This is a genomic window from uncultured Tateyamaria sp., from assembly GCF_947503415.1.
Taxonomy (GTDB): domain Bacteria; phylum Pseudomonadota; class Alphaproteobacteria; order Rhodobacterales; family Rhodobacteraceae; genus Tateyamaria.
Map to the genome: position 1 here is coordinate 43,039 of NZ_CANNDS010000003.1, position 25,055 is coordinate 68,093.

Here is a 25,055-nt window from a genome sequence, read left to right on the forward strand (position 1 = left end):
GGCAAGTGGAATAAGGAAACAGAGGACAAAGGCAAAAAGCAGAGAGCGCAGCATGATCAATCTTTCCTTGAAAATCAGGCCCAGCATCCTAGCAATTTCGATTCGAAGAAACCCGTTATGATTGAATTTGTTGATTTTTCTGACGGAGGATCGGTGCAATTCATTGATCATAAACTACAATTTCGTGTGTCAGTCAGCGAGCGTAGCAGGTCTGGACCGTCAGCCCGTTTGACTTTGTTCTAAGGTCGGACGTGTAGTTCCGGCCGCTTATGCGTGCGTCTGCGCCACTCGATCAAATCGCACCGAAAACGTGGGCGTACTGCTAGACTGCAGCGTCTGTTTCCTGCTCCGCTCTTTCCGTTCGACGCTGCCAAAAGGTGCTGCCTGGCCATCTTGTTTCTCGACGGTAGACCGCCTGCTGCGCGATCAAATAGTCCTCGACGCCCTTGGCCACGCTCTCAGCATAGGCGAGCATTCGATCCCGATCTTGCGCAACAAATGCATCGGCAGCTTCGATGGCGGTCCATAATGCGGTCGTCATGCCATGCGATGATAAGGGATCAAACGCTGCGGCAGCATCCCCGATCGCAACCCAACCCGCACCTATTGATGGCGCGATCCAACTGCTGTTTGTAGCGATCCGTTTTGGCGTCCCGCACATAGAATACCCATAGTCTGACAGGTAGGCGCCAATTGCGGTCGTCAGCTGCGCATTCGCTTCCAGATCTGCATTTCCAAATCCGGGCAAATCTGCGTCAGAGTAATAGTTCACGACGACGCGCTGATCGGCCAGCACAGACATGTACCACCAGCCATGTTCCTGCGCTTCGATCAACGTGACAGGCCTGGGCGCCGTTTCGCCAGACGATGCGAACAGCGCGTATTGGCACTGTAACTTATCCGCCTGAAATCTCCGCGCGAACTTAGAGGCGACCATTGCCTTGCGCCCTGTCGCGTCAAACACAAACCGCGTCTGGACCTGACCTGCTGCCGTCTCAATCTGCCACAGGCCATCCGCAATCCGAAAATCGATCACGTCATGATCCATCCGGTCAGCGCCCGCGGCGGTCGCCTGTGCGGACAAGGCTGCCTCGAAAGCCCACCGGTCCAAAACGGTGGGCGGTCCTTCAAGCTGCACAATGGCATTGCGTTCGATCAGCAGATCACTGCCCCACGCGGAATACGTGCTATGGGCGTGCCGGTGCACTTCAGATCGCAGCATTGCGTCGGACCCAAGGCGCTTGAGTAGGGGTATGGCGGCAGCGCTCAGGTGTTCACCCGGCTTGAACGCATCCTGCCGATCTTGCGCGATCCAAATCGGTCGCACACCACCCTGCGCCAAACGCAAGGCCGCCGCAGCACCAGCGATCCCACCGCCAAGAACGGCAACATCGTGGATCAATTCGGCAACATCCCCTGACCCGGGTTCCACTGGAACCGCGTTTCCATGTTGTCCGCATGCTGCATTTCCACAAACACGTCGCCTTGGGGGGAGGGCATGCGCACGACAAAGCCCATACGTTCCCAAACCGTGATCATATTGGTGATGCCATCCCAGTAACTTGAATTGGCATGATATCCGATCCCCGCGACCCCCCGTGACCAGTTGACACGGTTGGCAAAGAACTTTTCGCGCTCTTCCTCTGTCAGATTTTCATCAAGGCCTGCCATGTAAAACGGTTCAGGCAAGACATCGATGGGCAGCAGGGCGGGCCACCATACTGCGATGGGATAGTTCTGTTGCATCAACACCTGTTGGCAACTGAACGCATCGCATTGCCACGGAAGCCCCATCCATCTCGTCAAATCACCTGCCATCTGCGGGCCGAGGGGCGGCGGCGTGTCCTCGAACCCGGCAAACGCAACCTCAGGTGTCAAAAGGCGCCCAAGGTTCTGGTTCAGGCTTGGCCGGGCACCATGCGCAATGCGAAACGGCTCTGCCGTTTCGTCGTAATTGCGCGCATACATTTCCTTGATGCGCAGGTAATAGGTCAGCTCGACACCGGGGTGAAAGGCACCACCTGAACACGGCTCAAGCGCGGCTTGGGTCAAGGCACCCGGTTGCAGCTCAAGTGGAATATCGTCGAATGTCTGGTAGTCGGTCACGCCGTCTTCGGCGACTTGACCATTATAGTCATTCACGAATTCACCGGCTGCCCACATGCGCAAGTAATCGTATTGCAGCTTTGGGAACTGGAACCACTGCAATGGGCTGCCATCGTAGTTCACCCCGTCGCCCAGCATATACGGAATCTTGAGGCGCTCTTCGAGATAGGCGCTGTCACTCAGGTTGTAGGGATCGCGGAAGAGATCGAAGATGGACTGACGGAAATCAGCGTTTGACGGATCGGGATCAGCCAGCCGCGCCACGTAATCAGGGTCGCCCAGGTCTCCGATCGCCATCCATCCTTGACGCAGGTTCGCGGCTTGGGTGACCCACTCCATCAAGGCCACGCGCCGAAACGTGGGATAGACGTATTTCATGAACGAAAGTGGCAGCTCTGGCGCGTCAGACCATCCTTCCTGGACATTCATATCTTCGATCACGTCATAAAGGGTGGTGATCGGCGGGATTTCCGGTGCAAAATTTGGACCGACACACGCCACCCAAGACGGCTCCGCTTCGAACTCCTGATCGCCAACGGTGACCCGCGCGGTCACAGGCCCATCGCACCAATCGTCATGCCAGGCGTTGTTGTCGGCAAAGCTGGTGATTGGCGCATCGCTGGGGGAGTTGGAAACTCCATCTGGCGGGACCACCAGTAAACGGCCGGCGTCGTCCGTTCTGAGCTGCCCAAGGTCAACCGAAATTGCATCGGGTTGCCCGCCCCAAAAGGTGCCTTCGAATTGATATGCGGGATCACCACCCGACTGATTGACCTCAAGTCCCGAAATCTGCAGTGCGCCGCCGTCGATGATCAGGTTCTCTTCCCGATCCGCATTTGACACGAAGTACTGGTTGCGTTTCTGCGAAGGCAATCCCGGTGCAAGCGGCCCGTTGTCCAACGGATTGTTGAACCCGTACCAATTGGCTTTTGTGTTGGCGAGATGAACGCCCCAAGTGATGCTGTCGCCGGTCACCTCACCGATGATCTGGTCATCTGCGTCAAAGGCGTACACGCGGAATCGCTGCACCTGCTTTTTGATCTTTTCCGAACCGTCCTTGAACGTGCCATCGTCCGGTTGCGGCGGCAGTCCGGGTACCTCGGGTGCGTAGAACCATTTTGGCGAACCACCAACTCTGCAAATCCCGAGCGCTGGGTAAATGCGCACTTTGGCCACCGCCGCGCCGGACGGCGCCACATCATAGACATTCTGGGTAGAGACGTTGGCGCGTGCAGGCCAAGGCGCACCGGCAATCAACGCGGCGCTGGATGCCATCCCAAGAAATTGACGGCGTGAAGCTAATGGCTGGTCTGGCATAATACGTCCTTAAAAAATGCGTCGCTGGGTATCAGCGTCTATGCAAAGACGAAAAAAATCAACCAGGAGGTGTGGGTGTTCACTGGTCAGGCATGGTGATGAGACGGGCCGACACATGATGTTGTGTCGATGGTGTAGGCAGGTTGAGAGCCAACCTTGTTCACGTAGATTTGGAGTGCAAGGCACGCTTATTGAGTGACCACATTTGAACGCTCTTTCTCTTAGTGGGAGGCACATTCCGCATCGCAAAGTCAGTATTTGGCCTGCAAAAATGGCTTGGCAGCTCCGGATGGTCAAAAAAGGTGCGCAGTTATGCTCTACCTGGAAGAACTGCCACAGTTGTTCCAAGCGCGCCACCCGAGCCGAATGACCAAGCCCACCTAGTTGCGTTCAGACGGAGCGCCCTGTCAGGCTGCGGAACAATAGCGATCAATGACGTCGTTCACTTCCGTCGCCACGATCGGTTTGCGTAGATAACCATTCATTCCCGTCTCGCGGATGGCTTCATCATCGTGGTAGTCGCTGTCGGCAGTGACGGCGATAATCGGAATGTTCTTGGGCGGATCCGATGCGGTTTCACGGATCGTGCGGGTGGCATCCACGCCGGACATGCGGGGCATGTGGATGTCCATCAACACCACGCCGTAGGCACCGGGGTTTGCGCGCAAGATGTCTTCGCATTCCTGACCGTCCTTGGCGACGTCAAAATCGAAGCCCAAAGTGTGAAATATTTCGCCCATCATGTAGCGGGTGAAACCGTCGTCTTCGGCAAGAAGCACTTTTTTCGGCAATTGGGTCATGCAGTCTTTTCCCCCATATGATGGGCCGGGATGTGCAGAGTAAATGTCGTATTGTAGCCGCTCAACGGTGACGGGCACTCTGCGAACAGTTCGCCACCCATCAATTTTGCGAGGTCTGCGCTGATCGACAAGCCAAGCCCTGTACCGCTATGACGCCTTGTCAGGCTGTCGTCAACTTGCGCGAACCTGTCAAAAACGGCGCTCACCTCGTCAGCTGGCAGGCCTGCCCCCGTGTCAGACACCGATATCGTCACCATTTCGGGGTCCGTTTGTGGGGCGCAGCCGATGTGGATCAGGATCTTGCCTTCCATGGTGAATTTCGCGGCATTGTCACACAAGTTGTGCACGATTTGAGTGACACGCTTGTCATCGACATGCAGCGTGGCAGGCACGTCATCGGCGACTTCCACTATGACTTCGATATCCTTGTCATACCGCTGCACGGCACCTTCGGCGGTTTCGCCCCACTGGTCCGCAAGCTTTCTCGTATCGATATGGTGCCGGGTCAGCTTCACCGCATTTGCTTCGATACGAGACACCTCCAAAACATTGGTCAGTTGGCTCAGCATGACCTTCGCGGCTTCGAGCCCGGTAGAAGCCTGCTTTTTCTGCCGTTCCGGGACGTCAGACATTTCGATCAACTGGAACAGGCCCATCATCGCATTGAGCGGTGTTCTGATCTCGTGACTCATGTTTGCAAGGAACCGCTTGCGCGCCAGTGACGCGGTCAACGCTTCTTGCTCCGCGACTTTGCGCTGTGCGACCTCGCGCTCAAGCGCGTCGATCTGAAGGGCTGATCTAAGGCTCATGTCATTCAACGCCGACACGATTTTGTCGATGGCATCCGCGCGATGTGTAGCAGGGCGGTCCAGTTCCAGCCCCAACGGTGCGTTCGGCTCATCAAAGGCTTCTACACGTCTGGCGATCTTGGACAGGTGACGCGTCACAAGCCTGTAGTAGAAAACAAGCAGCGCAATGGCGACCAGATATGCCTTGATCAAATTCGTTGCGACCAGCGTCAGAAACTGTGCCCACAGGCTTGCCCAGATCGTGTCGAGCGACAAGTATATCGTGAGCGACCCAATCAGGTCCTCGTCCCCATCAACCTGATGCACGAGTTCGAAGTTCGTCTTCCGCTCTTTGTATTCGCTGTCTCCGAATTCAAATACATGCCCGGTGGATGAATTCAAAAGCACGTGGGCAACGGCAGGGTCGGACTGAATACCGCGCAGGATGATATCGACCTGTTCGAAATCAAACTGCCAGAGCGCATTCTGGAGTGGTTCCAATGCAGTTGCACTGACGCGGTCCACGACCTGAAATGCTGTTCCAACCTGCCGTTGATAGCTGAGGTAAAGCTGCACACCTGCAGCGACTGCCGAGAACAGCGTGCTGACCAGCAAGGTCACAACAACAAGGCGAAGACCAAGCCTGTCGCGCAGGGCAGTGCGGACAAATGTCATGCGCTACGGTTTAACATGCTGAGCGAGGATTTCCGCGAGCGATCCATCCGACCGCATTTCCCGCAGCGTTGCATTAAAATCATCGAGCGTCTGCTCGAGGTTGGGAAAGTCCGTTCGCATTGCCATGTGAATGTCTTGCGATGTCAGAACACCCGGCACAAACTCAAGCCGACCAGACAGATCCGGGTCAAGCGTATCGGTTGCATAGTTGACGACATCAACACTATCGAGCGTCAGATCGGCTCGCTCGAATGCGACCATCCGAAGGGCTTGCAGGGTCGTTGTGACGGTCACTTTATTCAAATAGTCCGCCCGGTCAAATTCATCTTCGTAGAGAAACCCGTCACCGACGGCGATACTGTACGGCTGCAACTCGGAAACGCTTGTAAAGACGTGGTCGCCACCAACACGCTGAACAAGCTGCACATTGGTGGTGTAAAAAGGGTCTCCGTAATCCAGAAACTCCGTCAGGCTGGGATCGTAAAAGAGACTTCCAACGACATCGAATTCACTGCGCCGCGCACCATCCATGATCCGCGCCCACGGCAGTACATCGCTTTCGACAGCATAGCCCGCCCGCTCGAATACTGCGGAAATGACGTGAATGGACAGCCCGTTGTTCGGCAGGTCGACCCCTGAAAAGGGGGGCCACTCATCGGCCACAACACGAATGGTCGGCTTGTCATCGCTCGCATGCACTGACGTGGCGAACAGCACCGCCAGCATGACCAAGTGAAGCAATGTTTTCATATTATCTCCTCGGTCCTTGAACCGTTTGTCGTATCTTGATGCGCCATGGCGGACGCAAACGCGGTATTTCAATCACCGGGTGTATAAGCTGTAAGTGCATGGGCATCAAAAACAAATCACGCGAGAGCTCGACAGGGTTTCTCAACAGTCTCAAAATCCGCGACCTTCACCAAAAGCAAGCGATAACATCCTCCGTTTTGTTTCGCCCTCACGTACGGACATATGCCAGATGTCACACAGACTGGTTAAAGGATTGTATACCTGCATATCTGCACCTGAAGTGGCCGTGTCCCCATGTCCGGCGCGTGAGTTATCAAGTCATCCAGCCAACCAAACGAGGGGTGCGAACCTCTTGTGCTTGCGTCCCGAACGGCGACGCGGGCTTGCGCGCCACATCGAAACATGCGGACCTGCGCGCAAGATATCAGGAGAGCAACGATGAGCACCTTTGACGAAGATCTGTTTCTGAAAGGTCTGGAACAGCGCAAGGCCACTTTGGGGGCAGAGTATGTGGAAAAGAACCTTGCGGCAGCGGATGACTTCTCGCGGCCGTTCCAAGAGGCAATGACCGCATGGTGCTGGGGCTTCGGCTGGGGTGATGACGTGATCGATGCCAAGACGCGATCAATGATGAACCTCGCCATGATCGGCGCGCTGGGCAAGATGAGCGAGTGGGAAATCCACTGCCGCGGGGCCATCACGAACGGTGTCAGCCGCGAGGAAATTCGTGCGATCATCCACGTGGTTGCGATCTATTGCGGCGTGCCGCAGGGGCTGGAATGTTTTCGTGTCGCCCGGCGGGTTCTGGACGAAGAGTGATCGTTTGCCTTGTTGAACAGCCACCGAAAGCCGTGACATCCAACTGATCGTATGGGCGGGACGCTGCGTCCGCTCACAGTTGGCCAGCAACCGTCCCAAAGGGCTTTGGAGCCGATCTTCTGCTTTAGTGCGCTGATTTTAAATAACAAATGTCTACTAACTTTTTAGTTTGACAGAAAATTTACTTTGAGCCTATCGTAAGCCAAGTCGGCAAAAACCGGCTCAACTAAAAATTTGGGAGGACACAAGATGCGCAAGTATCTTCTCTCCGCGACGGCTGTTGCTGCAGTCATTGCGGGGCATGGAACTGCTTTTGCCGATACGGCAGCAGCCCAGAAATGGATTGACCAGGAATTCCAGCCATCCACGCTTTCGAAAGAAGAGCAGATGTCTGAAATGGAGTGGTTCATCGGCGCGGCCGAGCCATTCTCGGGCATGGAAATCAACGTGCTGTCCGAGGGCATTCCGACCCACGGCTACGAATCCGAAGTGCTGACCAAGGCGTTCGAGGAAATCACTGGGATCAAGGTGAACCACCAGATCCTTGGCGAAGGTGAGGTTGTGCAGGCTGTGCAAACACAGATGCAGACCCAGCGGAATCTTTATGATGGTTATGTCAACGACTCTGACCTGATCGGCACGCACTCACGCCTGCAACTGGCCTACAACCTGACCGAACAGATGGCGGGGGATTGGGCAAGCACGACAAGCCCGACGCTTGACCTTGATGACTTCATGGGCATCCAGTTCACCACTGGCCCCGATGGCAACCTGTACCAGCTGCCAGACCAGCAGTTTGCGAACCTCTACTGGTTCCGCAAGGACTGGTTCGATGACGAAGACAACAAAGCCGCGTTCCAAGCCAAATACGGCTACGAACTGGGCGTCCCGGTCAACTGGTCCGCGTACGAGGACATCGCAGAGTTCTTCTCGAACGACGTCAAGGAAATCGACGGCGTCGCGATCTATGGTCACATGGATTACGGCAAGCGCGCGCCCGACCTTGGTTGGCGTATGACCGACGCGTGGCTGTCCATGGCAGGCACCGGGTCAGTGGGCGAGCCAAACGGTATCCCAATCGATGAATGGGGCATCCGCATGGAAGCCGGCTCGTGCAATCCGGCGGGTGCAAGCGTCACCCGTGGCGGTGCGGCCAACGGTCCGGCGGCGGTCTATGCGATCCGCAAATGGGATGAATGGCTGCGGAACTACGCACCACCCGGCGCGGCATCCTATGACTTCTACCAGTCGCTGCCCGCATTGGCGCAAGGCAACGTGGCCCAGCAGATCTTCTGGTACACCGCCTTCACCGCCGACATGGTCAAGCCGAAGTCCGAAGGCAACAACACCGTGGACGATGATGGCAACCCATTGTGGCGGATGGCCCCCAGCCCGCACGGCCCATACTGGACCGAAGGGCAGAAGGTTGGCTATCAGGATGTGGGGTCCTGGACCTTCCTGAAATCCACACCGTCCGAACGTGCGCAGGCCGCATGGCTCTATGCTCAGTTCGTGACGTCCAAGACCGTCGATGTGAAGAAGTCCCATGTGGGTTTGACCTTCATCCGCGACAGTTCGGTCAACCACGAAAGCTTCACCGAACGCGCACCCAAACTGGGTGGTCTGGTCGAGTTCTATCGCTCGCCTGACCGCGTGGCATGGTCGCCAACCGGCATCAACGTGCCCGATTATCCCAAGCTGGCCCAAATCTGGTGGCAGCAAATCGGTGACGTGAACTCCGGTGCCTTCACACCTCAGCAAGCGATGGACCGTCTGGCCGAGGAAATGGACATCACCATGGCCCGGATGCAGCAGGCGGACGAAGCGGCTGGTGTCTATGGCGGATGTGGCCCTCGTTTGAACGACGAACAGGACGCGGAATTCTGGTTCGCCAATGGCGGTGCCAAGCCCAAGCTGGAGAACGAGAAGCCTCAGGGCGAGACCGTCAACTACGACGATCTCGTGGCCCGCTGGCAGAACTAAACTCCCAGTCAGCCCGCGCGGTGAGTGCGTGTGGGCTGACAGTGGCCGGGGCCCTACAGGTGCCCCGGCTTTCTACGGAAACTGGATACAACCCATGACAATCGAGCTGAAATCGGCCAGCAAGGTGATCCGCGGGGTCACACATATCAAGCCGACCTCACTGGTGCTGGAGACGGGGCATTTCAACGTCCTGCTTGGCCAGACCGGATCGGGCAAGACATCCCTGATCAAGCTGATGGCGGGCCTTGATCCGCTGGCGTCAGGCGAGATCTGGATGGACGGGCAGAACGTGTCGCGCCTGTCCACGCAGAAACGCAACGTCAGCCTCGTGCACCAGTTCTTTGTGAATTATCCGCAGATGACGGTCTACGACAACATCGCCTCCCCCTTGCGGGTTGCAGGCATGGCGAAGTCCGAAATTCAGGGCCGGGTGGAGGAAGCGGCGGACATCCTGCAACTGCGCCCGATGCTGAACCGCCGCCCGCAGGAATTGTCGGGCGGGCAGCAACAGCGCTGCGCTTTGGCGCGCGCGATCGCCAAGGAAAGCCGCGCTGTCTTTCTGGACGAGCCGCTCGCGAACCTCGACTACAAGCTGCGCGAAGAATTGCGCGAGCAACTGCCAGAACTTTTTGCAGGGCGGGGGGCGGTTGTGGTCTACGCCACGTCCGAACCGGAAGAGGCGTTGTTACTGGGCGGCAAGACCGCATTGATGGACGACGGGGTGGTCACGCAGTACGGCACCACGGCGCAGATTTATCGCAAGCCCGAGAATCTCACCGCAGCACGTGTCTTTTCGGACCCGCCGATCAATGCGGCGCGGATGTCCAAGGTTGGTGACACCGCGACCCTCGATACAGGGGCAAGTTGGACCGTGTCGGGCGCTGCGGCGGGTCTGCCGGATGGGGCCTATACCCTTGCCATTCGTCCCCACCACGTGACACCTGTCCCCGCGGGGACAGATTATGTTAAATTATCTGGTAAGGTTTTGGTAACCGAATTGTCCGGGTCCGAGTCCAGTGCCCACTTTCAATTGGGCGACGATGGCTGGGTGTCTTTGGCCCATGGCGTGCATCCCTACGAGGTGGGTGAGGCGCATGAGTTTTACATGGATGCGTCCCACGCCTTCTATTTCACGCAAGACGGAAAGTTGGTGGCGTAATGGCAAAGATCACCCTTTCCAATCTACGCCATTCCTACATGCCGAACCCCACCGGGCCTGCGGACTATGCGCTGAAAGAGATTGACCTCGATTGGCAGGACGGCGGCGCCTATGCGCTGCTCGGGCCGTCGGGCTGTGGCAAGTCCACGCTTTTGAACATCATATCGGGCCTGCTCACCCCGTCCGAGGGGCGCATCCTCTTTGATGATCGTGACGTGACGGACCTACCGCCGGATCAGCGCAACATTGCGCAGGTGTTCCAGTTCCCGGTGATCTACGACACGATGACGGTGCGCAACAATCTGGCCTTTCCCTTGCGCAATCGCGGCGTGGACGAAGGACGGATTGCGCGGCGCGTGGCCGAGATTGCGAAGATGCTGGAGGTCGAGGAGATGCTCGACATCCGCGCCTCGCACCTGTCGCCCGACAACAAGCAGAAGATTTCCATGGGTCGGGGGCTGGTTCGCGACGATGTGAATGTCGTGATGTTCGACGAGCCGCTCACCGTGATCGACCCGCATCTGAAATGGAAGCTGCGGTCAAAGCTGAAAGAACTCCACCAGCGGGTGCGGGCGACGATGATCTATGTAACGCACGACCAGACCGAGGCGCTGACCTTTGCCGATCAGGTGGTGGTGATGCAGGACGGTGAGATCGTGCAAATCGGCACGCCGGTCGAGTTGTTCGAGCGGCCTCAGCATACGTTTGTGGGCCACTTCATCGGCTCGCCCGGCATGAACGTATTGCCCGCTGAGGAATCGGGCGGTGCGGTGTCGTTCCAGGGAAATCGGATCACGCTTGAGGGGGCCGTCACGGGGCAGGGGGGAACAACGCAGGTTGGCATCCGTCCTGAATTTGTGTCGCTTGCCCATTCCGGATTGCCTGCACGCGTCAGTAAAGTGTCGGATGTCGGCCGCCATGCGGTGGTTGAAGCTGTGGTGGGAGATACGCCGGTCAAAGCCATCGTCGAGGGTGAATTACCAGAGCAGGGGGCGGAGGTGCATTTGGCGTTTCGCCCGGATCACACGCGCCTCTACAGAGACGGCTGGCTGTCTACTGAAAATGAGGGGTCGGCACGCACATGAAAACCGAAAACCAAAAGGCGTGGTTCTTTGTCCTGCCCGTGCTGCTGCTGGTCGCGTTCAACGCGCTGGTGCCCATCATGACGGTGGTCAATTATTCGGTGCAGGAGACGTTCGGGAACAACGTATTCTTCTGGCAGGGCCTTGATTGGTTCGAACAGATTCTGCGGTCGGATCGATTTCAGGCGGCGTTGGGGCGGCAGTTCCTGTTCACCTTCCTGATCCTGATCATCGAGATTCCGCTGGGCATCATCATCGCCCTGTCCATGCCCAAGAAGGGCATGTGGGTGCCGGTCTGTCTGGTGCTGATGGCGCTGCCGATGCTGATCCCGTGGAACGTGGTGGGGGCGATGTGGAACATCTTTACCCTGCCCAAAATCGGCTTGCTGGGATACTTCCTGAATGACGTGTTGGGCGTTTCCTATGACATGACCCAGAACCCCTTTGCGGCGTGGGTGACGATCATTGTCATGGATGTGTGGCACTGGACATCGCTGGTGGTGCTGCTGAGTTACGCGGGCCTCGTGTCGATCCCGGATGCCTATTACCAGGCGGCCAAGATTGATGGGGCGTCGCCCTGGAAGGTGTTCCGGTACATCCAGTTGCCGAAGATGAAGACGGTGCTGACCATCGCGATCCTGCTGCGTTTCATGGATAGCTTCAATATCTATACGGAGCCGTTTGTTTTAACCGGTGGTGGGCCAGGGAACTCGACGACGCTCTTGTCGATTGATCTGGTGAAGATCGCCTTGGGGCAGTTTGACCTTGGGCCTGCGGCAGCGATGAGCCTGATCTATTTCGCGATCACGCTGCTGGTGTCGTGGTTGTTCTATACTCTGATGACGAAGGATGACGCGCAATGAATGTGTCGTTTGAGCATTGCGTGACGGCTGACGTCGCGCTCAACCGGCGCGCATGCGCCAAGCCCGACCTCCCCCCCGGGAGGGCTTACCGCAACAACTGTGGCACTCGGGACATCTGCAATTCTTGGAACGCAGCTCGCACCAAGCACAGCCACCTCCCGAGGTCGGGCTTGGCGCATGCGGCCTTTGGCGGAGGGTCTGCTCGTGCGTAAACGCTCCCTCATCCCGATCCTCTACATCGCGTTCCTGATGCTGCCGATCTATTGGCTGGTGGCGATGTCGTTCAAAACCACGAACGAGATCCTGTCCGGGTTCAGCCTGTTCCCCCAGACCTTCACGCTGGAAAACTACCGGGTGATCTTTACCGATCCGAGCTGGTACTGGGGCTACATCAACTCGATCATCTACGTGTCGATGAATACGGTGATCTCGGTCGCTGTGGCGTTGCCCGCGGCCTATGCATTTTCGCGTTACCGGTTTCTGGGCGACAAGCAGTTGTTTTTCTGGTTGCTGACAAACCGGATGGCGCCGGCGGCCGTGTTCGCCTTGCCGTTCTTCCAGCTTTATTCATCGGTGGGCCTCTTTGACACACATATCGCCGTGGCGTTGGCGCATTGCCTGTTCAACATCCCGCTTGCGGTGTGGATTTTGGAGGGATTCATGGGCGGCGTGCCGAAGGAGCTTGATGAGACGGCCTATGTCGACGGTTATTCCTTCCCGCGTTTCTTCGTCGTGATCTTCCTGCCAACGATCAAGGCAGGCGTTGGGGTGGCGGCGTTCTTCTGCTTCATGTTCTCTTGGGTTGAACTGCTGCTGGCCAAGACGCTGACGGCTGTTCAGGCCAAGCCCATCGCCGCCGAGATGACCAAGACGGCGTCGTCTGCCGGATATGAGCTGGGCCTGCTGGCGGCGGCGGGGACGTTGACGATCATTCCCGGCGCCATCGTGATCTACTTTGTCCGCAACTACATCGCCAAGGGCTTTGCCCTGGGGAGGGTGTGATGAAACGTCTTGTCTATCTTGCTGCTGTTTTGCCCACGACGACGTGGGCCCAAGGCTGGGGCAATGTCGCCAACAATCAGGAAGACAAGGGGTTTTCGTGGACTGATCCGCTCTGGCCTGCGTTCTGGATGGCATGGACCCCAGCCACGTTTGTGCTCTTCTGCTGCATCTTCGGGGCCATCGCCATCATCGGTGTGCTGGAGGTGTTCAAGTACCGCGACGGGATCGAACGGCAGGGTATCCTTGGGCTGACGACCACATTGGGGGACCGGCTGTTTATCTCGCTGTTGGGGTCGGCCTACATCTTCCTTGCATGGCTGGGTCTGATGGGGCAACCGCTGTGGATCCCGCTGGGTCTGGCCATCGGTTGGGGCATCTTCTGCTTCTGGAAGGTGTGAAAAAGCGTTTTGTAACAGAAAGGTTTTCGTATTTACTCACCCCGCGTAAAGAGTGAGCGATACGTCTTGGATTGGACGGCATGAGACAAAAGAAGAAAAGCGAACTGCTGACCGAGGTTGAACTGGAGTTCATGACCGAGCTTTGGGAACTGGGAGAGGGCACCGTACGGGATGTTCTGGACCAGTTGCCGGAAGGTCGGGACCTTGCCTATACCTCTGCCGCGACGATCCTGCGCATTCTGGAACAGAAGGAATTCGTGACCAGCCGCAAGGACGGCAAGCGGCATGTGTTCAAACCGACGCTGGCCAAGGATGCGTACCAGACACGCTCACTCAAGGATCTGTCGATGAAGCTGTTTGACGATACGCCCGCGTCCCTCGTGGCGCGGCTGGTCAATGATGATGCGCTGACAGAGGAAGCATTGGGGCAAATCCGGGCACTTGTGGATCGGAGGTTGAAAAATGATTCCGGGTGACGCGCTGCTCGACACTTTTATCAATGCCAATATTCTGCTGATCGTGGCCTATGCCCTTTGGTCAGTTGCACGGTACGCTTTTCACCGTTTGGGGCTTAGCCACAGTTACGCCACGCAATTGCGCCTGCTGAACGCGGTGTTTGTGGCGATTGTCCTGTCGCCCTTCCTGATCCTTGCCTTCACCACGCTGCAATCAAGCGGATATGCCAAATCGGTGAACATGAACCTGTCGGACATGGTGGTGGCCTACTATCTGAATGGCGGGTTCGAAATGCAGGCGACCGAGTTCGAACGGCTTGTGAACCTGCGTGACACCTTTACCAATAACGTCGTCAATGCGGCGGGATGGATGGCATGGGCCGTGATCTGTGCTTTCCTTGTGGGCCTTGTCATAGGGGCAGGGCGGCTGGCGTATTCCATGTTCTGCCTGCACAGTATCGTGTCGGCCAGCTATGCGTGGCGCAGCTTTGGCCGCATTCGGTTGCGTCTGTCGGACAAGACGCTGGTACCTTTTTCGACCCGTGGATTGCGCAACTACTACGTGGTCATCCCGTCCCACATGCTGGGGCAGCGGCAAGAGTTGACGGTGTCGCTTGCCCATGAATTCCAGCATCTGCGCCAAGGCGATATCGAATGGGAGATCGTGCTTGAGACACTCAAGCCGTTCTTTTTCCTCAACCCGGCCTATCACGCGTGGAAGCGGCAGGTGGAAAACCTGCGTGAGCTGTCCTGCGATGCCGAGGTGCTGAACCGGGGCCGCATCGACGTGCGCGCCTATTGCGATACGTTGCTGGCGGTGTGCCAGCAGACTTTGCGTAAGGACCGGATGTTCGTTGTGGCGGTGCCCAAGGTGACGCTGGTGACGGCGGACCGGTCCGCACTGCGCGACGGACGGATGACATTTTTGGAACGGCGGATCACGTCGCTGCTGGACCTCCGTCATCTGCGCCGTCCTCGACTGCTGTATATGGCGACGCTGCTGCCCTTGATTGGGGCGATCATGCTGACCGCCATCGCCATTCAACGGCCCGGAGACTGGAGCCAGGACCGGCTTATGCTGTCGACGGTCGTGAATCTTGAACGGCTGGACGAGATCAACCGTCTGTCCACGTTCGGGCGTATCCGGAACTAAGCCTAATCTGACCGCCACGCGCTGTCGTTGGGGTGGTCCAGCTCTTGCATTGGCGGCTCTGTCGGGGCGTTGATCCGGTGCATCAGGGCGCGCGCCATGAAGTTGCCCGCCTGATCAATATCTTCCTCCACCACCAGAATGCCGGACCGGAAGCGGCGCAGGAAGGTGATCGCTTCCTTGGCGACCACATCGAAATCCTGTTCCAGCACAAATCCCATATGTTCCACGGTCGAGACCATGGTGACGCAACCGCCGATGCTGGGCGCGATCAACCCATCGGGGCGGTCTTTGCGTTCAAACAGCGGGATCATGGCTTGTTCAATAACCGGGTTGTCTTGATGGGCGTCGGCGCCGTCGATCACCGAAAACCGCACCCCGTACTCAGCCGCCGCGCGCGTGGCCCCTTCGATCATGTTCTGGGCATAGGTCTGGTTTTGCGGCGGGGCCAGCATGGCAATGTGTTTGCGCCCGCGTGCGGCCAATGCCTTGACCGCCAATGCGCCAAAGCTGGTGTTGTCATAGTCGAAATAGGCGTGACGGTCGCAGGCTTCCGTCCGGCCATGGGTCACAAACGGGAACTTGTGATCCAGCAGGTAGTCCACGCGCGGATCATTCGGTTCGATCTGGTTGATGATCAGCCCGTCCGCACTGCCGGTTTCCACGATGTAGCGGATGGGAACCATGGGGTCTTCGTCCGGGAAATAGGGGGTGATGATCATGTGGTATTGGGTGCCGCGCAACGACGACGCGACCGACGATATCAGGCGCGCGGTGTGGTTCATCATGTCATGTTCGGTCGACATCACGATGCTGATCACGTTGGTACGCCCCGTGCGCAGGCGCACGCCCGCGCGGTTGGGACGATAGCCGATTTGCTTGGCGATATCGCGCACCCGTTCCTTGGTGTTCTTGCGAATGTCCGGGGCGTCGGCCAAAGCCCGCGACACCGTGGGCACAGCCAAGCCAGACAGCCGCGCAATCGTCTTGAGTGTGGGTCGTTCGCCCGGTTCCAGAGCGACGGGTGTGGGGGTGTCCGGGGTCCCGGATTTGGTCATTTCGGGCCCTTTCCGGCGCGTATCCGCATGAGTGCCCTGCCGGTTGGCCGGGGCGATGTCAACGGATTCAAGCCGTTGCATTCTCGTCGATGATTAATTCGAGCCATAGCAAAATTCTAGCTTGATCGAAAAATCTAAATCGTTGTAGCAATTACTATAACGATTTAGAAGTCAGGGAGGACTCAAGATGAAAACTTTTACAAAACTGATGGCAACTGCCGCGTTGGGTGTCGCGACGGCGGCCCATGCGGGTGAGTTGGAAGTGACCCATTGGTGGACGTCCGGCGGTGAAGCGGCTGCCGTGGCCGAATTTGCCAAAGCGTTTGATGCCACGGGCAACAAGTGGGTGGACGGTGCCATCGCGGGGTCGGGCGGCACCGCACGGCCCATCATCATCAGCCGCATTCTGGGCGGGGACCCGATGGGTGCCACGCAGTTGAACCACGGACGTCAGGCCGAAGAATTGATCGAAGCGGGCCTGATGACGGACCTTACCGACCTGGCGGAAGAGCAGGGGTGGAAAGAAATCGTGAACCCGCCGTCCCTGCTGGATGCGTGCACGTTCGAGGGGCGCATCTACTGTGTGCCCGTGAATATCCATTCGTGGCAGTGGATCTGGCTCAGCCATGATGCCTTTGCCAAGATCGACACAGCCGTACCGTCGAACTGGAACGAATTTGCCGCCGCCGCGCCCAAGCTCGAAGAGGCCGGGATTGTGCCCTTGGCCATGGGGCAGCAGGGCTGGCAGCAGAACGGTGCCTTTGGTGTGATGACCATTGCCATCGCGGGCCTTGATGCCTGGCGCAAGGTTGTCGTCGACAAGGATGCTGACACGGCCCGCGGCCCGGAATATGCCGCCGTGTTCGAGGCGGCGGTGGATGCCCGCAATTTTGCGGCGGATTCCAATGTGCAGGACTGGAACCTGGCGACCAACATGGTCATCACCGGTAACGCAGGCGGCCAGATCATGGGGGACTGGGCGCAGGGTGAGTTCCAAGTGGCCGGTCAGGTCGCGGGCGAAGACTACACCTGTCTGCCCGGTCTGGGCGTGAACGAAATCCTCGATACCGGGGGCGACGCGTTCTACTTCCCGGTGATCGACGATGAAGAGACGAAAGCCGCGCAGATGGCGCTGGCCTCGACCCTGATTTCGCCCGAGGTGCAGGTGGCCTTTAACCTCAAAAAGGGGTCGCTGCCGGTGCGCGGCGACATTGACCTGAGTGCGGCCAATGACTGCATGCAGAAGGGTCTCGATATCCTCAAGGCAGGCGGCGTCATGCCCTCGGGCGACATGAACCTGTCTGCGGATACCCAAACCCAGATCGAGGATCTGATGGCCGAGTTCTGGACCTCGGACATGTCTGCCGGTGACGCGCAAGAGCGCTACGCCGACATCATCGCGTCTGCTGACTAAGGCGCGCCTCCCAGTCGCCTGTCCGGTCGTTTCCACCGGGCAGGCGCAGTGCGACATGTGACGGGGTGAGCCATGTCTTCTTCCAAAGCGCGGAAGCCTTCGGGCCTGTTCCGCAACCTGTCGGCCAAGATTGCATCCGTGCCTATGGTCCTGACCGCATTGGTGGTCTTCGTGGGTGGGACGGCGTGGACGGTGGTCTATTCCTTCACCTCGTCCAAGCTGCTGCCGAAGCTGAACTTCGTTGGCCTTGACCAATACGAGCGGCTGTGGAGCACGCGGCGCTGGCTGATCTCGATCGAGAATTTGGCCATCTACGGCTTCTTTTCGATGATCTTTACGTTGCTCATTGGCTTCACCCTCGCCGCCCTGTTGGATCGCAAGATCAGGGGCGAGAACGTGTTTCGCACCATTTTCCTCTATCCCTTTGCCCTCAGCTTTGTTGTCACCGGGTTGGCGTGGCAGTGGATTTTGAATCCCGATCTGGGGGTTCAGAATGTCGTGCGGTCGATGGGCTGGGAGAGTTTTGCCTTCAATCCGCTCAATGACCCCGACATTGTGATTTATGGCATCCTGATTGCGGGGCTGTGGCAAGGCACGGGCCTGATCATGGTGATCATGCTGGCCGGTCTGCGCGGCATTGATGAAGACATCTGGAAAGCGGCGCGCGTCGACGGGATTGGCACGATCAAGACCTATGTCCGCGTGATCATTCCCATGATGCGGCCCGTGTTTGTGACCGCGCTGGTGCTGATCGCGAGCGGTATAATCAAGATTTACGATCTGGTGGTGGCACAGACCAATGGTGGTCCTGGCATCGCATCCGAAGTGCCGGCCAAATACGTGATCAACTACATGTTCCGCGCGCAGAACCTGGCCCAAGGCTTTGCCGCATCGACCATGATGTTGGTGAGCGTGATCATCATCCTTATCCCGTGGGCCTATCTGGAATTCGGAGGGAAGAAACGTGGCTGATGTGATCACCCCGCGCGGTCCCAAACCGCGCCGCCGTTTTTCCCGCACCAACATCATGCTTTACGGCACATTGATCGTTGTCGCGGCCTACTATGCCTTGCCGCTTTACGTGATGATCGTGACATCGCTGAAGGGCATGCCGGAAATCCGCATCGGCAACATCTTTTCCCCACCGGTCGAGATCACGTATCAACCGTGGGTCAAGGCATGGGCCGAGGCGTGCACCGGCATCAATTGCGAGGGGTTGAGCCGGGGCTTCTGGAACTCGGTCAAGATCCTGATCCCGTCGGTGATCCTGTCCATCGCGATTGCATCCGTGAACGGCTACGCGCTGGCCAATTGGAAGTTCAAAGGATCGGAGGTGTTCTTTACCATCCTGATCGTGGGCGCGTTCATCCCTTATCAAGTGATGCTCTACCCGCTGGTGATTATCTTGCGCGAACTGGGACTGTACGGCAACGTTTGGGGGCTGGTGCTGGTGCACACGGTCTTTGGGATGCCCATCCTGACGCTGCTCTTCCGCAACTACTTCACCTCGGTGCCCGAGGAGTTGTTCAAGGCGGCACGTGTCGATGGGGCCGGGTTCTGGGGTATCTATTTTCGCATCATGCTGCCCATGTCCCTGCCCATTTTCGTGGTGGCGATTATCCTGCAGGTCACCGGCATCTGGAACGATTTCCTGTTTGGCGTGATCTACACCAAGCCCGCCGATTATCCGATGACCGTGCAGCTCAACAACATCGTCAACTCGGTGCAGGGCATCAAGGAATACAACGTCAACATGGCCGCCACGCTGCTGACCGGCCTTGTCCCCCTCATCATCTACTTCGCATCCGGCAAGCTGTTTGTCCGAGGCATCGCCGCGGGCGCGGTGAAAGGCTGATCCATGACTTCTGTTCTTGTCAAAGACCTGACCCTTAAATTCGGTGCGCTCACGGTGCTGGACAACCTCAACATCGACATCCCCGAGGGCGAATTTCTGGTGCTGCTGGGGGCCTCGGGCTGCGGGAAATCCACGCTGCTGAACTGCATCGCGGGGCTGCTGGATCCGACTGATGGAGAAATCCACATCAACGACCGCAATGTCACTTGGGAAGAACCGTCGGGCCGGGGCATTGGCATGGTGTTCCAATCCTATGCGCTTTACCCGCAGATGACGGTTGAGGGGAACCTGTCCTTTGGCCTGAAAAACGCGCGGATGGATAAGGCCGAGATCAGGAAGCGCGTCGCGCGGGCCGCCGAAATCCTGCAGATCGAGCCGCTTCTGCACCGAAAGCCTGCGGCCTTGTCCGGCGGGCAACGACAGCGCGTCGCCATTGGCCGGGCTTTGGTGCGCGACGTGGATGTGTTCCTGTTTGACGAACCGCTGTCGAACCTCGATGCCAAGCTGCGCGCCGACCTGCGGGTCGAGATCAAGCGCCTGCATCACAACCTGAAAAACACGATGATCTATGTGACCCATGACCAAGTGGAGGCGATGACGCTGGCCGACCGCATTGCCATCATGAAAAGCGGGATCATTCAACAACTCGACACGCCCACGGAAATCTACAACCGGCCGGTCAACAAATACGTGGCGGGGTTCATTGGCAGTCCGGAGATCAATTTTTTCGAAGGCGCGGTCGAGGATGGGGCGTTCGTGACCGGGGACACGCAATTCACGTTGGCGGGTTATGCGTTTCAGGGCGATGCCGCAAATGTCCCCGCGTGGTTGGGCATCCGGCCTGAGCACATTATGTCCGGTGACGCCGCCAGGGACCTGCCTGTATCCGCTGAGGTGCAAATCGACATTGTCGAGCCGATGGGTTCGGACACCCTCGCATGGGCCAGCCTTGCCGGTGTGCCGATCCGCATTCGAATGGACGGGCAGGCGGCAGTGTCGACCGGTGACAGCATCCTGATCGGATTTGATCCCGCCCGCGCATCGCTGTTTGACAAGACCACCGAACTCAGGATCTGATCGCATGCTTGATCTGTCTGGCACCTGGCACCTCTCTGACGAGACGGGGCAGCACACCGCACCGATGGCGTTGCCCGGTGACGGCATCAGCGCGTTGCGGGATGCAGGTGTCATTCCCGATCCGTACTGGGGCCAGAATGAATACGACCTGCGCTGGATTGCAGAGCGGGATTGGCTGCTGACCCGCACCTTCCGCGTCACGGATCGCAAAATGGTGCTGGTGCTGTCGATGCTGGATACCGTGGTGGACGTGTCGCTGAACGGTCAGGCGGTTTTGCATGCTGACAGCATGTTTCGCACCTACCGGGTGGACGTTTCTGACGCGCTTGTCAGTGGCGAGAACGTGATCACGCTGCATGTCCGGTCCGCACCCCGAGAGGCGCGACGCCGGGCCGAGGCGCAACCGTTTCCGGTGCCTTTTCAGGTGGACAACTGTCCGATCCCGCATGGCAACATGCTGCGCAAACCGGAATGCGACTTCGGTTGGGATTGGAACATCGCCCTGGCCCCCTTTGGTCTATATGGCGACATACGGCTGGAACCTGCGGGACCGCGCATCGCCGACATCATCATCGCCCAAAAGCATGAGGCGGGCAGGGTGGAGGTGCGGGTTACCGCAAGGACCGAAGGGATCAAGGACGGCACGCAGATCGAAGTCAGCCTGTGCGGTGTCGCGGCATCGGCCACGATCCACCAAAGCGAAGCGACAGCGACCTTGCGCATCGACCAACCGCAAATCTGGTGGCCGGCGGGCCAAGGGCCACAGATCCTGCATGATCTGAAGGTGTCCGCCAAGAACGTCCACGCCACGCGCCGTATCGGGTTGCGAGACGTCCAGCTTGTCACAGCGCAGGACGCCACGGGCACGGGCTTTGCCCTGCATATCAACGGACGGCCCGTGTTCATGAAAGGCGCCAACTGGATTCCTGCCGATGCCCTTGGCTCTGCCATCACACCCGAGGTCTGTCGCGACCTTTTGCAATCTGCGGTCGATGCCAACATGAACATGATACGCGTCTGGGGCGGGGGCCGGTACGAGCCCGATTGGTTCTATGATCTGTGCGACGAAATGGGCTTGCTGGTCTGGCACGACTTCATGTTTGCCTGCCATCTCTACCCCGCGACAGATGACTTTTTGACAGCCGTGCAAATGGAAGTAACCCAACAGGTGGCGCGGCTTAACCACCACGCGTGCATCGCCCTTTGGTGTGGCGACAACGAATTGCTGGGCGCGCTGAACTGGTACGATGAAAGCCGCAAGGATCGTGACCGATACCTGGTGGCTTATGATCGGTTGAACCGCACCATCGAAACGGCACTGAAGGCGACAGCACCCGACGCGGTCTGGTGGCCGTCCAGCCCGTCACCGGGCCCGATGAGTTTCAGCGGCGATTGGCACGATGACCGTTCCGGCGACATGCACTTCTGGTCCGTGTGGCATGAGGGGCGGGATTTTGATCACTACCGGGACATCACCCCCCGGTTCTGTTCCGAGTTCGGCTTTCAATCCTATCCGTCCATGGACGTGATCCGGCGCTTTGCAGACCCGGCGGATTTCAATATTGCCGCTCCGGTGATGGAGAGCCATCAGAAGAACACAGGTGGCAATGCGCGAATTGCGGAGACGATGTTCCGATATTTTCGCTTTCCTGTGGGGTTCGAGAATTTCGTCTACCTCAGTCAGGTCCAGCAGGCGCTGGCCATAAAAACGGCTGTCACGCATTGGCGCAGCCTGAAACCGCATTGTATGGGAACGCTCTATTGGCAGCTCAATGACACGTGGCCGGTTTGTTCGTGGTCGAGCCTTGATCATGGTGGGGGCTGGAAGCTGCTGCACCACGTGGCGCGCCGTTTCTACGCGGATGTGATTGTGGCAGCGGTGCCCACGGCGCAGGGCACCGAGCTACGGGTGGTCAATGATTTGCCAAGCGCAACGACCGTGCGGGTCGAAGCCTTTGCCGTCTCCACAGCCGGACAAAGCCGCGCTTTGGACACAGCGGCCGTATCGGCCCCGCCCGACGCGGCTGTTGCGGTCGCGATGATCGCGACGGACGCAATCGGCGACAATGAAGTCCTGATGTTCGACTGGTCGGTTGAGGACGGTCCAACACGGACCGATCACTTCGCCCTGCGTCCTTACAAGGCCTATGCGCTTGAGCCTGCGGGGATCACGACCGATACCTCTTGGCAGGACGACGCGTGGGTTATCACGCTGACCGCTGATCGGCTGGCCCTGTTCGTGGCTATCGAGGTCGACCAACCCGGACGGTTCAGCGACAACGCCTTTGACATCATACCCGGTCGCCGCGTGACCACCCGCTTCACTCCGGCACTGACCGAAACGCAACCGACCTTCACCATCCGCGATCTTCATTCCGCCACCTACGACACCTGAAAGGTTCCGCCATGACTGCCTTGTCCTACCAGCTCTACAGCTCCCGGCTTTTTCCACCACTCACGGACACGCTCGGGATGCTGGCCGATATCGGATATACACATGTCGAGGGCTACGGCGCTTTGGTAAGCGATCCGGCAGCCATGGATGCGCTGGAGCGTGGGTTGGCAGATACGGGGCTGACCATGCCCACCTGCCATGTGGGGCTGGAGATGTGCGAAAGCGATCCGGGCGGCGTCACGGACATTGCCAAACGCTTCGGGGTCGAGACCATTGTGATCCCCTACATCATGCCGGACGACCGGCCTGTGGACGCAGATGGTTGGCTGGCCTATGGGGCGCGGCTCGAGGCTGTGGCCAACGCATTCGGGCAATCGGGTTTGTCAGTCGCGTATCACAATCATGATTTCGAGTTCCGGGCTTTAGGGGATGGTACATTGCCTATGGATCTGATCCTGAGTGCTGCCCCTTCGGTGCAGTTCGAATATGATGTGGCTTGGGCTGTGCGGGCGGGCGCTGATCCGATGGCTCCTATCGACCGCTACGGATCGCGGATCGCGATTGCGCATCTGAAGGACATCGCGCCCGAGGGTGAGGCGCTGGACGAAGATGGCTGGGCCGATGTGGGGCATGGCACGATGGACTGGCCCGCGCTGTTCAATGCGCTCAAGCAGGCGGGCACACGGTATTTCGTGACAGAGCACGACAAACCCAGCGACCACCACCGCTTTGCCAAACGCGCGTTTGTCGCCGCACAAAGCTTTTGAAGGAGACGACCATGCAAGGCATTGGCATCATCGGCTGCGGCAACATCTCGACCGCATATCTGACACTTGCGCCTTTGTTCAAAGGGTTGGAGGTGCGGGCAGTTGCCGACATGAACGCGGACGCGGCTCAGTCGCAGGCTGCGAAGTTTGGCGTGCGGGCAGAGACCGTCGAAGGCTTGCTTGCTGCCGACGATATCCACATCATCGTGAATCTGACCATCCCCGACGCCCATTTTCAGGTGACGCGGTCGATCCTTCAGGCGGGCAAGCATGCCTATTCCGAAAAGCCCATCGTTCTGACCCAAGCCGAGGGCGAGGAGTTGCGCAGCTTGGCGGCAGCCAAGAACCTGCGTATCGGGTCGGCGCCTGATACGTTTCTGGGCGGTGCGCATCAGGCGGCGCGTGCGGCGCTCGATGCGGGCCAGATCGGGGATGTGGTTGCGGGCACAGCCCACGTGATGAACCACGGGATGGAGCATTGGCATCCGAACCCCGACTTTTTCTTTCTGCCGGGTGCCGGGCCGATGCTGGACATTGGACCCTATTACGTGACCAATCTGATCCAGCTTCTGGGGCCGGTGGCGCGGGTCGGGGCGCTGACCTCGACCCCGGCCAAGACGCGGACCATCCTGTCCGAGCCACGCAAGGGCGAAGAGATCCCCGTCAAGACCCCGACCAACATCCACGCTTTGCTGGAGTTTCAATCCGGTGCGACCATCACCCTATCCACGTCCTGGGATGTGTGGGCACATCGCCACGGGCATATGGAGCTTTATGGAACAACAGGCAGTATGTTCCTGCCTGATCCCAACTGGTTCTCGGGCGAGGTTGAAGTGGTGGATGCGGACGGTAATGCCGAAATGCTGACGACAGATGCCCACCCGTTTGGCGTGCCCAATCAAGAGAACAACGGCGCGGCCAAGGCGAATTACAGGACGGCGGGTCTGGCCGACATGGCGGCGGCCATGAACGAGGCGCGCCCGCACCGCTGTTCGCTGGAATTGGCCCTGCATGCTGTGGACGTGATGACATCCGTTCTGAAAGCCGGTGAGACCGGTGAGATGATCACCCTGAGCACCACATGCGCGCGCCCCGAGCCGTTGACGGCAGAGGCGGCGCAAGCGTTGTTGAAGTGATGCGAG

The 25,055-nt window shown here is 58.4% G+C and carries 22 protein-coding genes; 16 read left to right on the forward strand and 6 right to left on the reverse strand.

What is annotated here, in order from left to right:
- Positions 1-322: 322 nt before the first annotated feature.
- From goxB to Q1A32_RS16885, 5 genes are all read right to left on the reverse strand, one after another.
- A complete protein-coding gene (goxB, locus tag Q1A32_RS16865) occupies positions 323-1,402 on the reverse strand; it encodes a glycine oxidase maturase GoxB (protein ID WP_299655753.1) in 1,080 nt (359 codons plus the stop codon).
- On the reverse strand, positions 1,399-3,423 hold the full coding sequence (gene goxA / locus Q1A32_RS16870) for a CTQ-dependent glycine oxidase GoxA (RefSeq protein ID WP_299655755.1): 2,025 nt from the start codon (positions 3,421-3,423) through the stop codon (positions 1,399-1,401). Before goxA ends, goxB begins: the two co-directional genes overlap by 4 nt.
- A 407-nt stretch (positions 3,424-3,830) precedes the next feature.
- The gene (locus Q1A32_RS16875; RefSeq protein WP_299614614.1) at positions 3,831-4,223 is read right to left on the reverse strand and encodes a response regulator; all 393 of its coding nucleotides are present in this window, start codon (positions 4,221-4,223) and stop codon (positions 3,831-3,833) included.
- Complete coding sequence (locus Q1A32_RS16880) at positions 4,220-5,686, reverse strand: HAMP domain-containing sensor histidine kinase (protein WP_299655757.1); 1,467 nt, start codon at positions 5,684-5,686, stop codon at positions 4,220-4,222. Before Q1A32_RS16880 ends, Q1A32_RS16875 begins: the two co-directional genes overlap by 4 nt.
- A 3-nt stretch (positions 5,687-5,689) precedes the next feature.
- Positions 5,690-6,436: an ABC transporter substrate-binding protein gene (locus Q1A32_RS16885; protein ID WP_299655759.1), complete on the reverse strand. Its 747-nt coding sequence runs from the start codon at positions 6,434-6,436 to the stop codon at positions 5,690-5,692.
- Positions 6,437-6,874: 438 nt separating this feature from the next.
- Between Q1A32_RS16885 and Q1A32_RS16890 the strand changes: the two genes are divergently transcribed.
- From Q1A32_RS16890 to Q1A32_RS16930, 9 genes are all read left to right on the forward strand, one after another.
- A complete protein-coding gene (locus Q1A32_RS16890; RefSeq protein WP_299655761.1) occupies positions 6,875-7,255 on the forward strand; it encodes a carboxymuconolactone decarboxylase family protein in 381 nt (126 codons plus the stop codon).
- 249 nt (positions 7,256-7,504) lie between these two features.
- The gene (locus tag Q1A32_RS16895) at positions 7,505-9,238 is read left to right on the forward strand and encodes an ABC transporter substrate-binding protein (protein ID WP_299614619.1); all 1,734 of its coding nucleotides are present in this window, start codon (positions 7,505-7,507) and stop codon (positions 9,236-9,238) included.
- Between the two features lie 94 nt (positions 9,239-9,332).
- Entirely contained in the window at positions 9,333-10,397 is a 1,065-nt protein-coding gene (locus Q1A32_RS16900; protein WP_299655764.1) for an ABC transporter ATP-binding protein, read from the forward strand.
- Positions 10,397-11,482, forward strand: coding sequence for an ABC transporter ATP-binding protein (locus Q1A32_RS16905; protein ID WP_299655767.1), 1,086 nt, complete (start codon positions 10,397-10,399; stop codon positions 11,480-11,482). The genes Q1A32_RS16900 and Q1A32_RS16905 overlap by 1 nt, the downstream gene beginning before the upstream one ends.
- Entirely contained in the window at positions 11,479-12,342 is an 864-nt protein-coding gene (locus Q1A32_RS16910; protein WP_299655770.1) for a carbohydrate ABC transporter permease, read from the forward strand. The genes Q1A32_RS16905 and Q1A32_RS16910 overlap by 4 nt, the downstream gene beginning before the upstream one ends.
- Positions 12,343-12,546: 204 nt before the next feature.
- Positions 12,547-13,344, forward strand: a complete 798-nt coding sequence (locus Q1A32_RS16915) for a carbohydrate ABC transporter permease (protein WP_299614623.1) — start codon at positions 12,547-12,549, stop codon at positions 13,342-13,344.
- 128 nt (positions 13,345-13,472) lie between these two features.
- Positions 13,473-13,742 (forward strand): DUF2160 domain-containing protein, encoded by a 270-nt coding sequence (locus Q1A32_RS16920; protein ID WP_366141243.1) that lies wholly within the window; start codon positions 13,473-13,475, stop codon positions 13,740-13,742.
- Positions 13,743-13,822: 80 nt separating this feature from the next.
- Positions 13,823-14,218 (forward strand): BlaI/MecI/CopY family transcriptional regulator, encoded by a 396-nt coding sequence (locus Q1A32_RS16925; RefSeq protein WP_299655773.1) that lies wholly within the window; start codon positions 13,823-13,825, stop codon positions 14,216-14,218.
- Positions 14,205-15,350: a M56 family metallopeptidase gene (locus Q1A32_RS16930; protein ID WP_299655776.1), complete on the forward strand. Its 1,146-nt coding sequence runs from the start codon at positions 14,205-14,207 to the stop codon at positions 15,348-15,350. The genes Q1A32_RS16925 and Q1A32_RS16930 overlap by 14 nt, the downstream gene beginning before the upstream one ends.
- Before the next feature lie 2 nt (positions 15,351-15,352).
- Here the strand turns inward: Q1A32_RS16930 and Q1A32_RS16935 are convergent, their stop codons facing one another.
- Entirely contained in the window at positions 15,353-16,405 is a 1,053-nt protein-coding gene (locus Q1A32_RS16935) for a LacI family transcriptional regulator (protein WP_299655779.1), read from the reverse strand.
- A gap of 187 nt (positions 16,406-16,592) precedes the next feature.
- On the opposite strand from Q1A32_RS16935, the gene Q1A32_RS16940 reads away from it, so the two are divergent.
- From Q1A32_RS16940 to Q1A32_RS16970, 7 genes are all read left to right on the forward strand, one after another.
- The gene (locus tag Q1A32_RS16940; RefSeq protein ID WP_299655782.1) at positions 16,593-17,819 is read left to right on the forward strand and encodes an ABC transporter substrate-binding protein; all 1,227 of its coding nucleotides are present in this window, start codon (positions 16,593-16,595) and stop codon (positions 17,817-17,819) included.
- Positions 17,820-17,891: 72 nt separating this feature from the next.
- Positions 17,892-18,791, forward strand: coding sequence for a carbohydrate ABC transporter permease (locus Q1A32_RS16945; protein WP_299655786.1), 900 nt, complete (start codon positions 17,892-17,894; stop codon positions 18,789-18,791).
- Positions 18,784-19,674, forward strand: coding sequence for a carbohydrate ABC transporter permease (locus Q1A32_RS16950; RefSeq protein ID WP_299655789.1), 891 nt, complete (start codon positions 18,784-18,786; stop codon positions 19,672-19,674). Before Q1A32_RS16945 ends, Q1A32_RS16950 begins: the two co-directional genes overlap by 8 nt.
- A 3-nt stretch (positions 19,675-19,677) precedes the next feature.
- Complete coding sequence (locus tag Q1A32_RS16955; RefSeq protein WP_299655792.1) at positions 19,678-20,751, forward strand: ABC transporter ATP-binding protein; 1,074 nt, start codon at positions 19,678-19,680, stop codon at positions 20,749-20,751.
- A gap of 4 nt (positions 20,752-20,755) precedes the next feature.
- A complete protein-coding gene (locus Q1A32_RS16960; RefSeq protein ID WP_299655795.1) occupies positions 20,756-23,146 on the forward strand; it encodes a glycoside hydrolase family 2 protein in 2,391 nt (796 codons plus the stop codon).
- Between the two features lie 11 nt (positions 23,147-23,157).
- The gene (locus tag Q1A32_RS16965) at positions 23,158-23,913 is read left to right on the forward strand and encodes a sugar phosphate isomerase/epimerase (RefSeq protein ID WP_299655797.1); all 756 of its coding nucleotides are present in this window, start codon (positions 23,158-23,160) and stop codon (positions 23,911-23,913) included.
- A gap of 11 nt (positions 23,914-23,924) precedes the next feature.
- Positions 23,925-25,049 carry a Gfo/Idh/MocA family protein gene (locus tag Q1A32_RS16970; RefSeq protein ID WP_299655800.1) on the forward strand — a complete coding sequence of 375 codons (1,125 nt, stop codon included), beginning with the start codon at positions 23,925-23,927 and terminating at the stop codon, positions 25,047-25,049.
- The last annotated feature ends 6 nt before the right edge of the window (positions 25,050-25,055 follow it).

Excerpts from the sequence above, each read along its gene's own strand:
- goxA (WP_299655755.1), bottom strand. The coding sequence starts at position 3,423 with ATGCCAGACCAGCCATTAGCTTCACGCCGTCAATTTCTTGGGATGGCA.
- Q1A32_RS16930 (WP_299655776.1), top strand. The coding sequence starts at position 14,205 with ATGATTCCGGGTGACGCGCTGCTCGACACTTTTATCAATGCCAATATT.
- Q1A32_RS16895 (WP_299614619.1), top strand. The coding sequence starts at position 7,505 with ATGCGCAAGTATCTTCTCTCCGCGACGGCTGTTGCTGCAGTCATTGCG.
- Q1A32_RS16875 (WP_299614614.1), bottom strand. The coding sequence starts at position 4,223 with ATGACCCAATTGCCGAAAAAAGTGCTTCTTGCCGAAGACGACGGTTTC.
- Q1A32_RS16880 (WP_299655757.1), bottom strand. The coding sequence starts at position 5,686 with ATGACATTTGTCCGCACTGCCCTGCGCGACAGGCTTGGTCTTCGCCTT.
- Q1A32_RS16940 (WP_299655782.1), top strand. The coding sequence starts at position 16,593 with ATGAAAACTTTTACAAAACTGATGGCAACTGCCGCGTTGGGTGTCGCG.
- Q1A32_RS16905 (WP_299655767.1), top strand. The coding sequence starts at position 10,397 with ATGGCAAAGATCACCCTTTCCAATCTACGCCATTCCTACATGCCGAAC.
- Q1A32_RS16925 (WP_299655773.1), top strand. The coding sequence starts at position 13,823 with ATGAGACAAAAGAAGAAAAGCGAACTGCTGACCGAGGTTGAACTGGAG.
- Q1A32_RS16890 (WP_299655761.1), top strand. The coding sequence starts at position 6,875 with ATGAGCACCTTTGACGAAGATCTGTTTCTGAAAGGTCTGGAACAGCGC.
- Q1A32_RS16900 (WP_299655764.1), top strand. The coding sequence starts at position 9,333 with ATGACAATCGAGCTGAAATCGGCCAGCAAGGTGATCCGCGGGGTCACA.
- Q1A32_RS16945 (WP_299655786.1), top strand. The coding sequence starts at position 17,892 with ATGTCTTCTTCCAAAGCGCGGAAGCCTTCGGGCCTGTTCCGCAACCTG.
- Q1A32_RS16970 (WP_299655800.1), top strand. The coding sequence starts at position 23,925 with ATGCAAGGCATTGGCATCATCGGCTGCGGCAACATCTCGACCGCATAT.
- Q1A32_RS16955 (WP_299655792.1), top strand. The coding sequence starts at position 19,678 with ATGACTTCTGTTCTTGTCAAAGACCTGACCCTTAAATTCGGTGCGCTC.
- Q1A32_RS16935 (WP_299655779.1), bottom strand. The coding sequence starts at position 16,405 with ATGACCAAATCCGGGACCCCGGACACCCCCACACCCGTCGCTCTGGAA.
- Q1A32_RS16885 (WP_299655759.1), bottom strand. The coding sequence starts at position 6,436 with ATGAAAACATTGCTTCACTTGGTCATGCTGGCGGTGCTGTTCGCCACG.
- Q1A32_RS16960 (WP_299655795.1), top strand. The coding sequence starts at position 20,756 with ATGCTTGATCTGTCTGGCACCTGGCACCTCTCTGACGAGACGGGGCAG.
- Q1A32_RS16910 (WP_299655770.1), top strand. The coding sequence starts at position 11,479 with ATGAAAACCGAAAACCAAAAGGCGTGGTTCTTTGTCCTGCCCGTGCTG.
- Q1A32_RS16920 (WP_366141243.1), top strand. The coding sequence starts at position 13,473 with ATGGCATGGACCCCAGCCACGTTTGTGCTCTTCTGCTGCATCTTCGGG.
- Q1A32_RS16965 (WP_299655797.1), top strand. The coding sequence starts at position 23,158 with ATGACTGCCTTGTCCTACCAGCTCTACAGCTCCCGGCTTTTTCCACCA.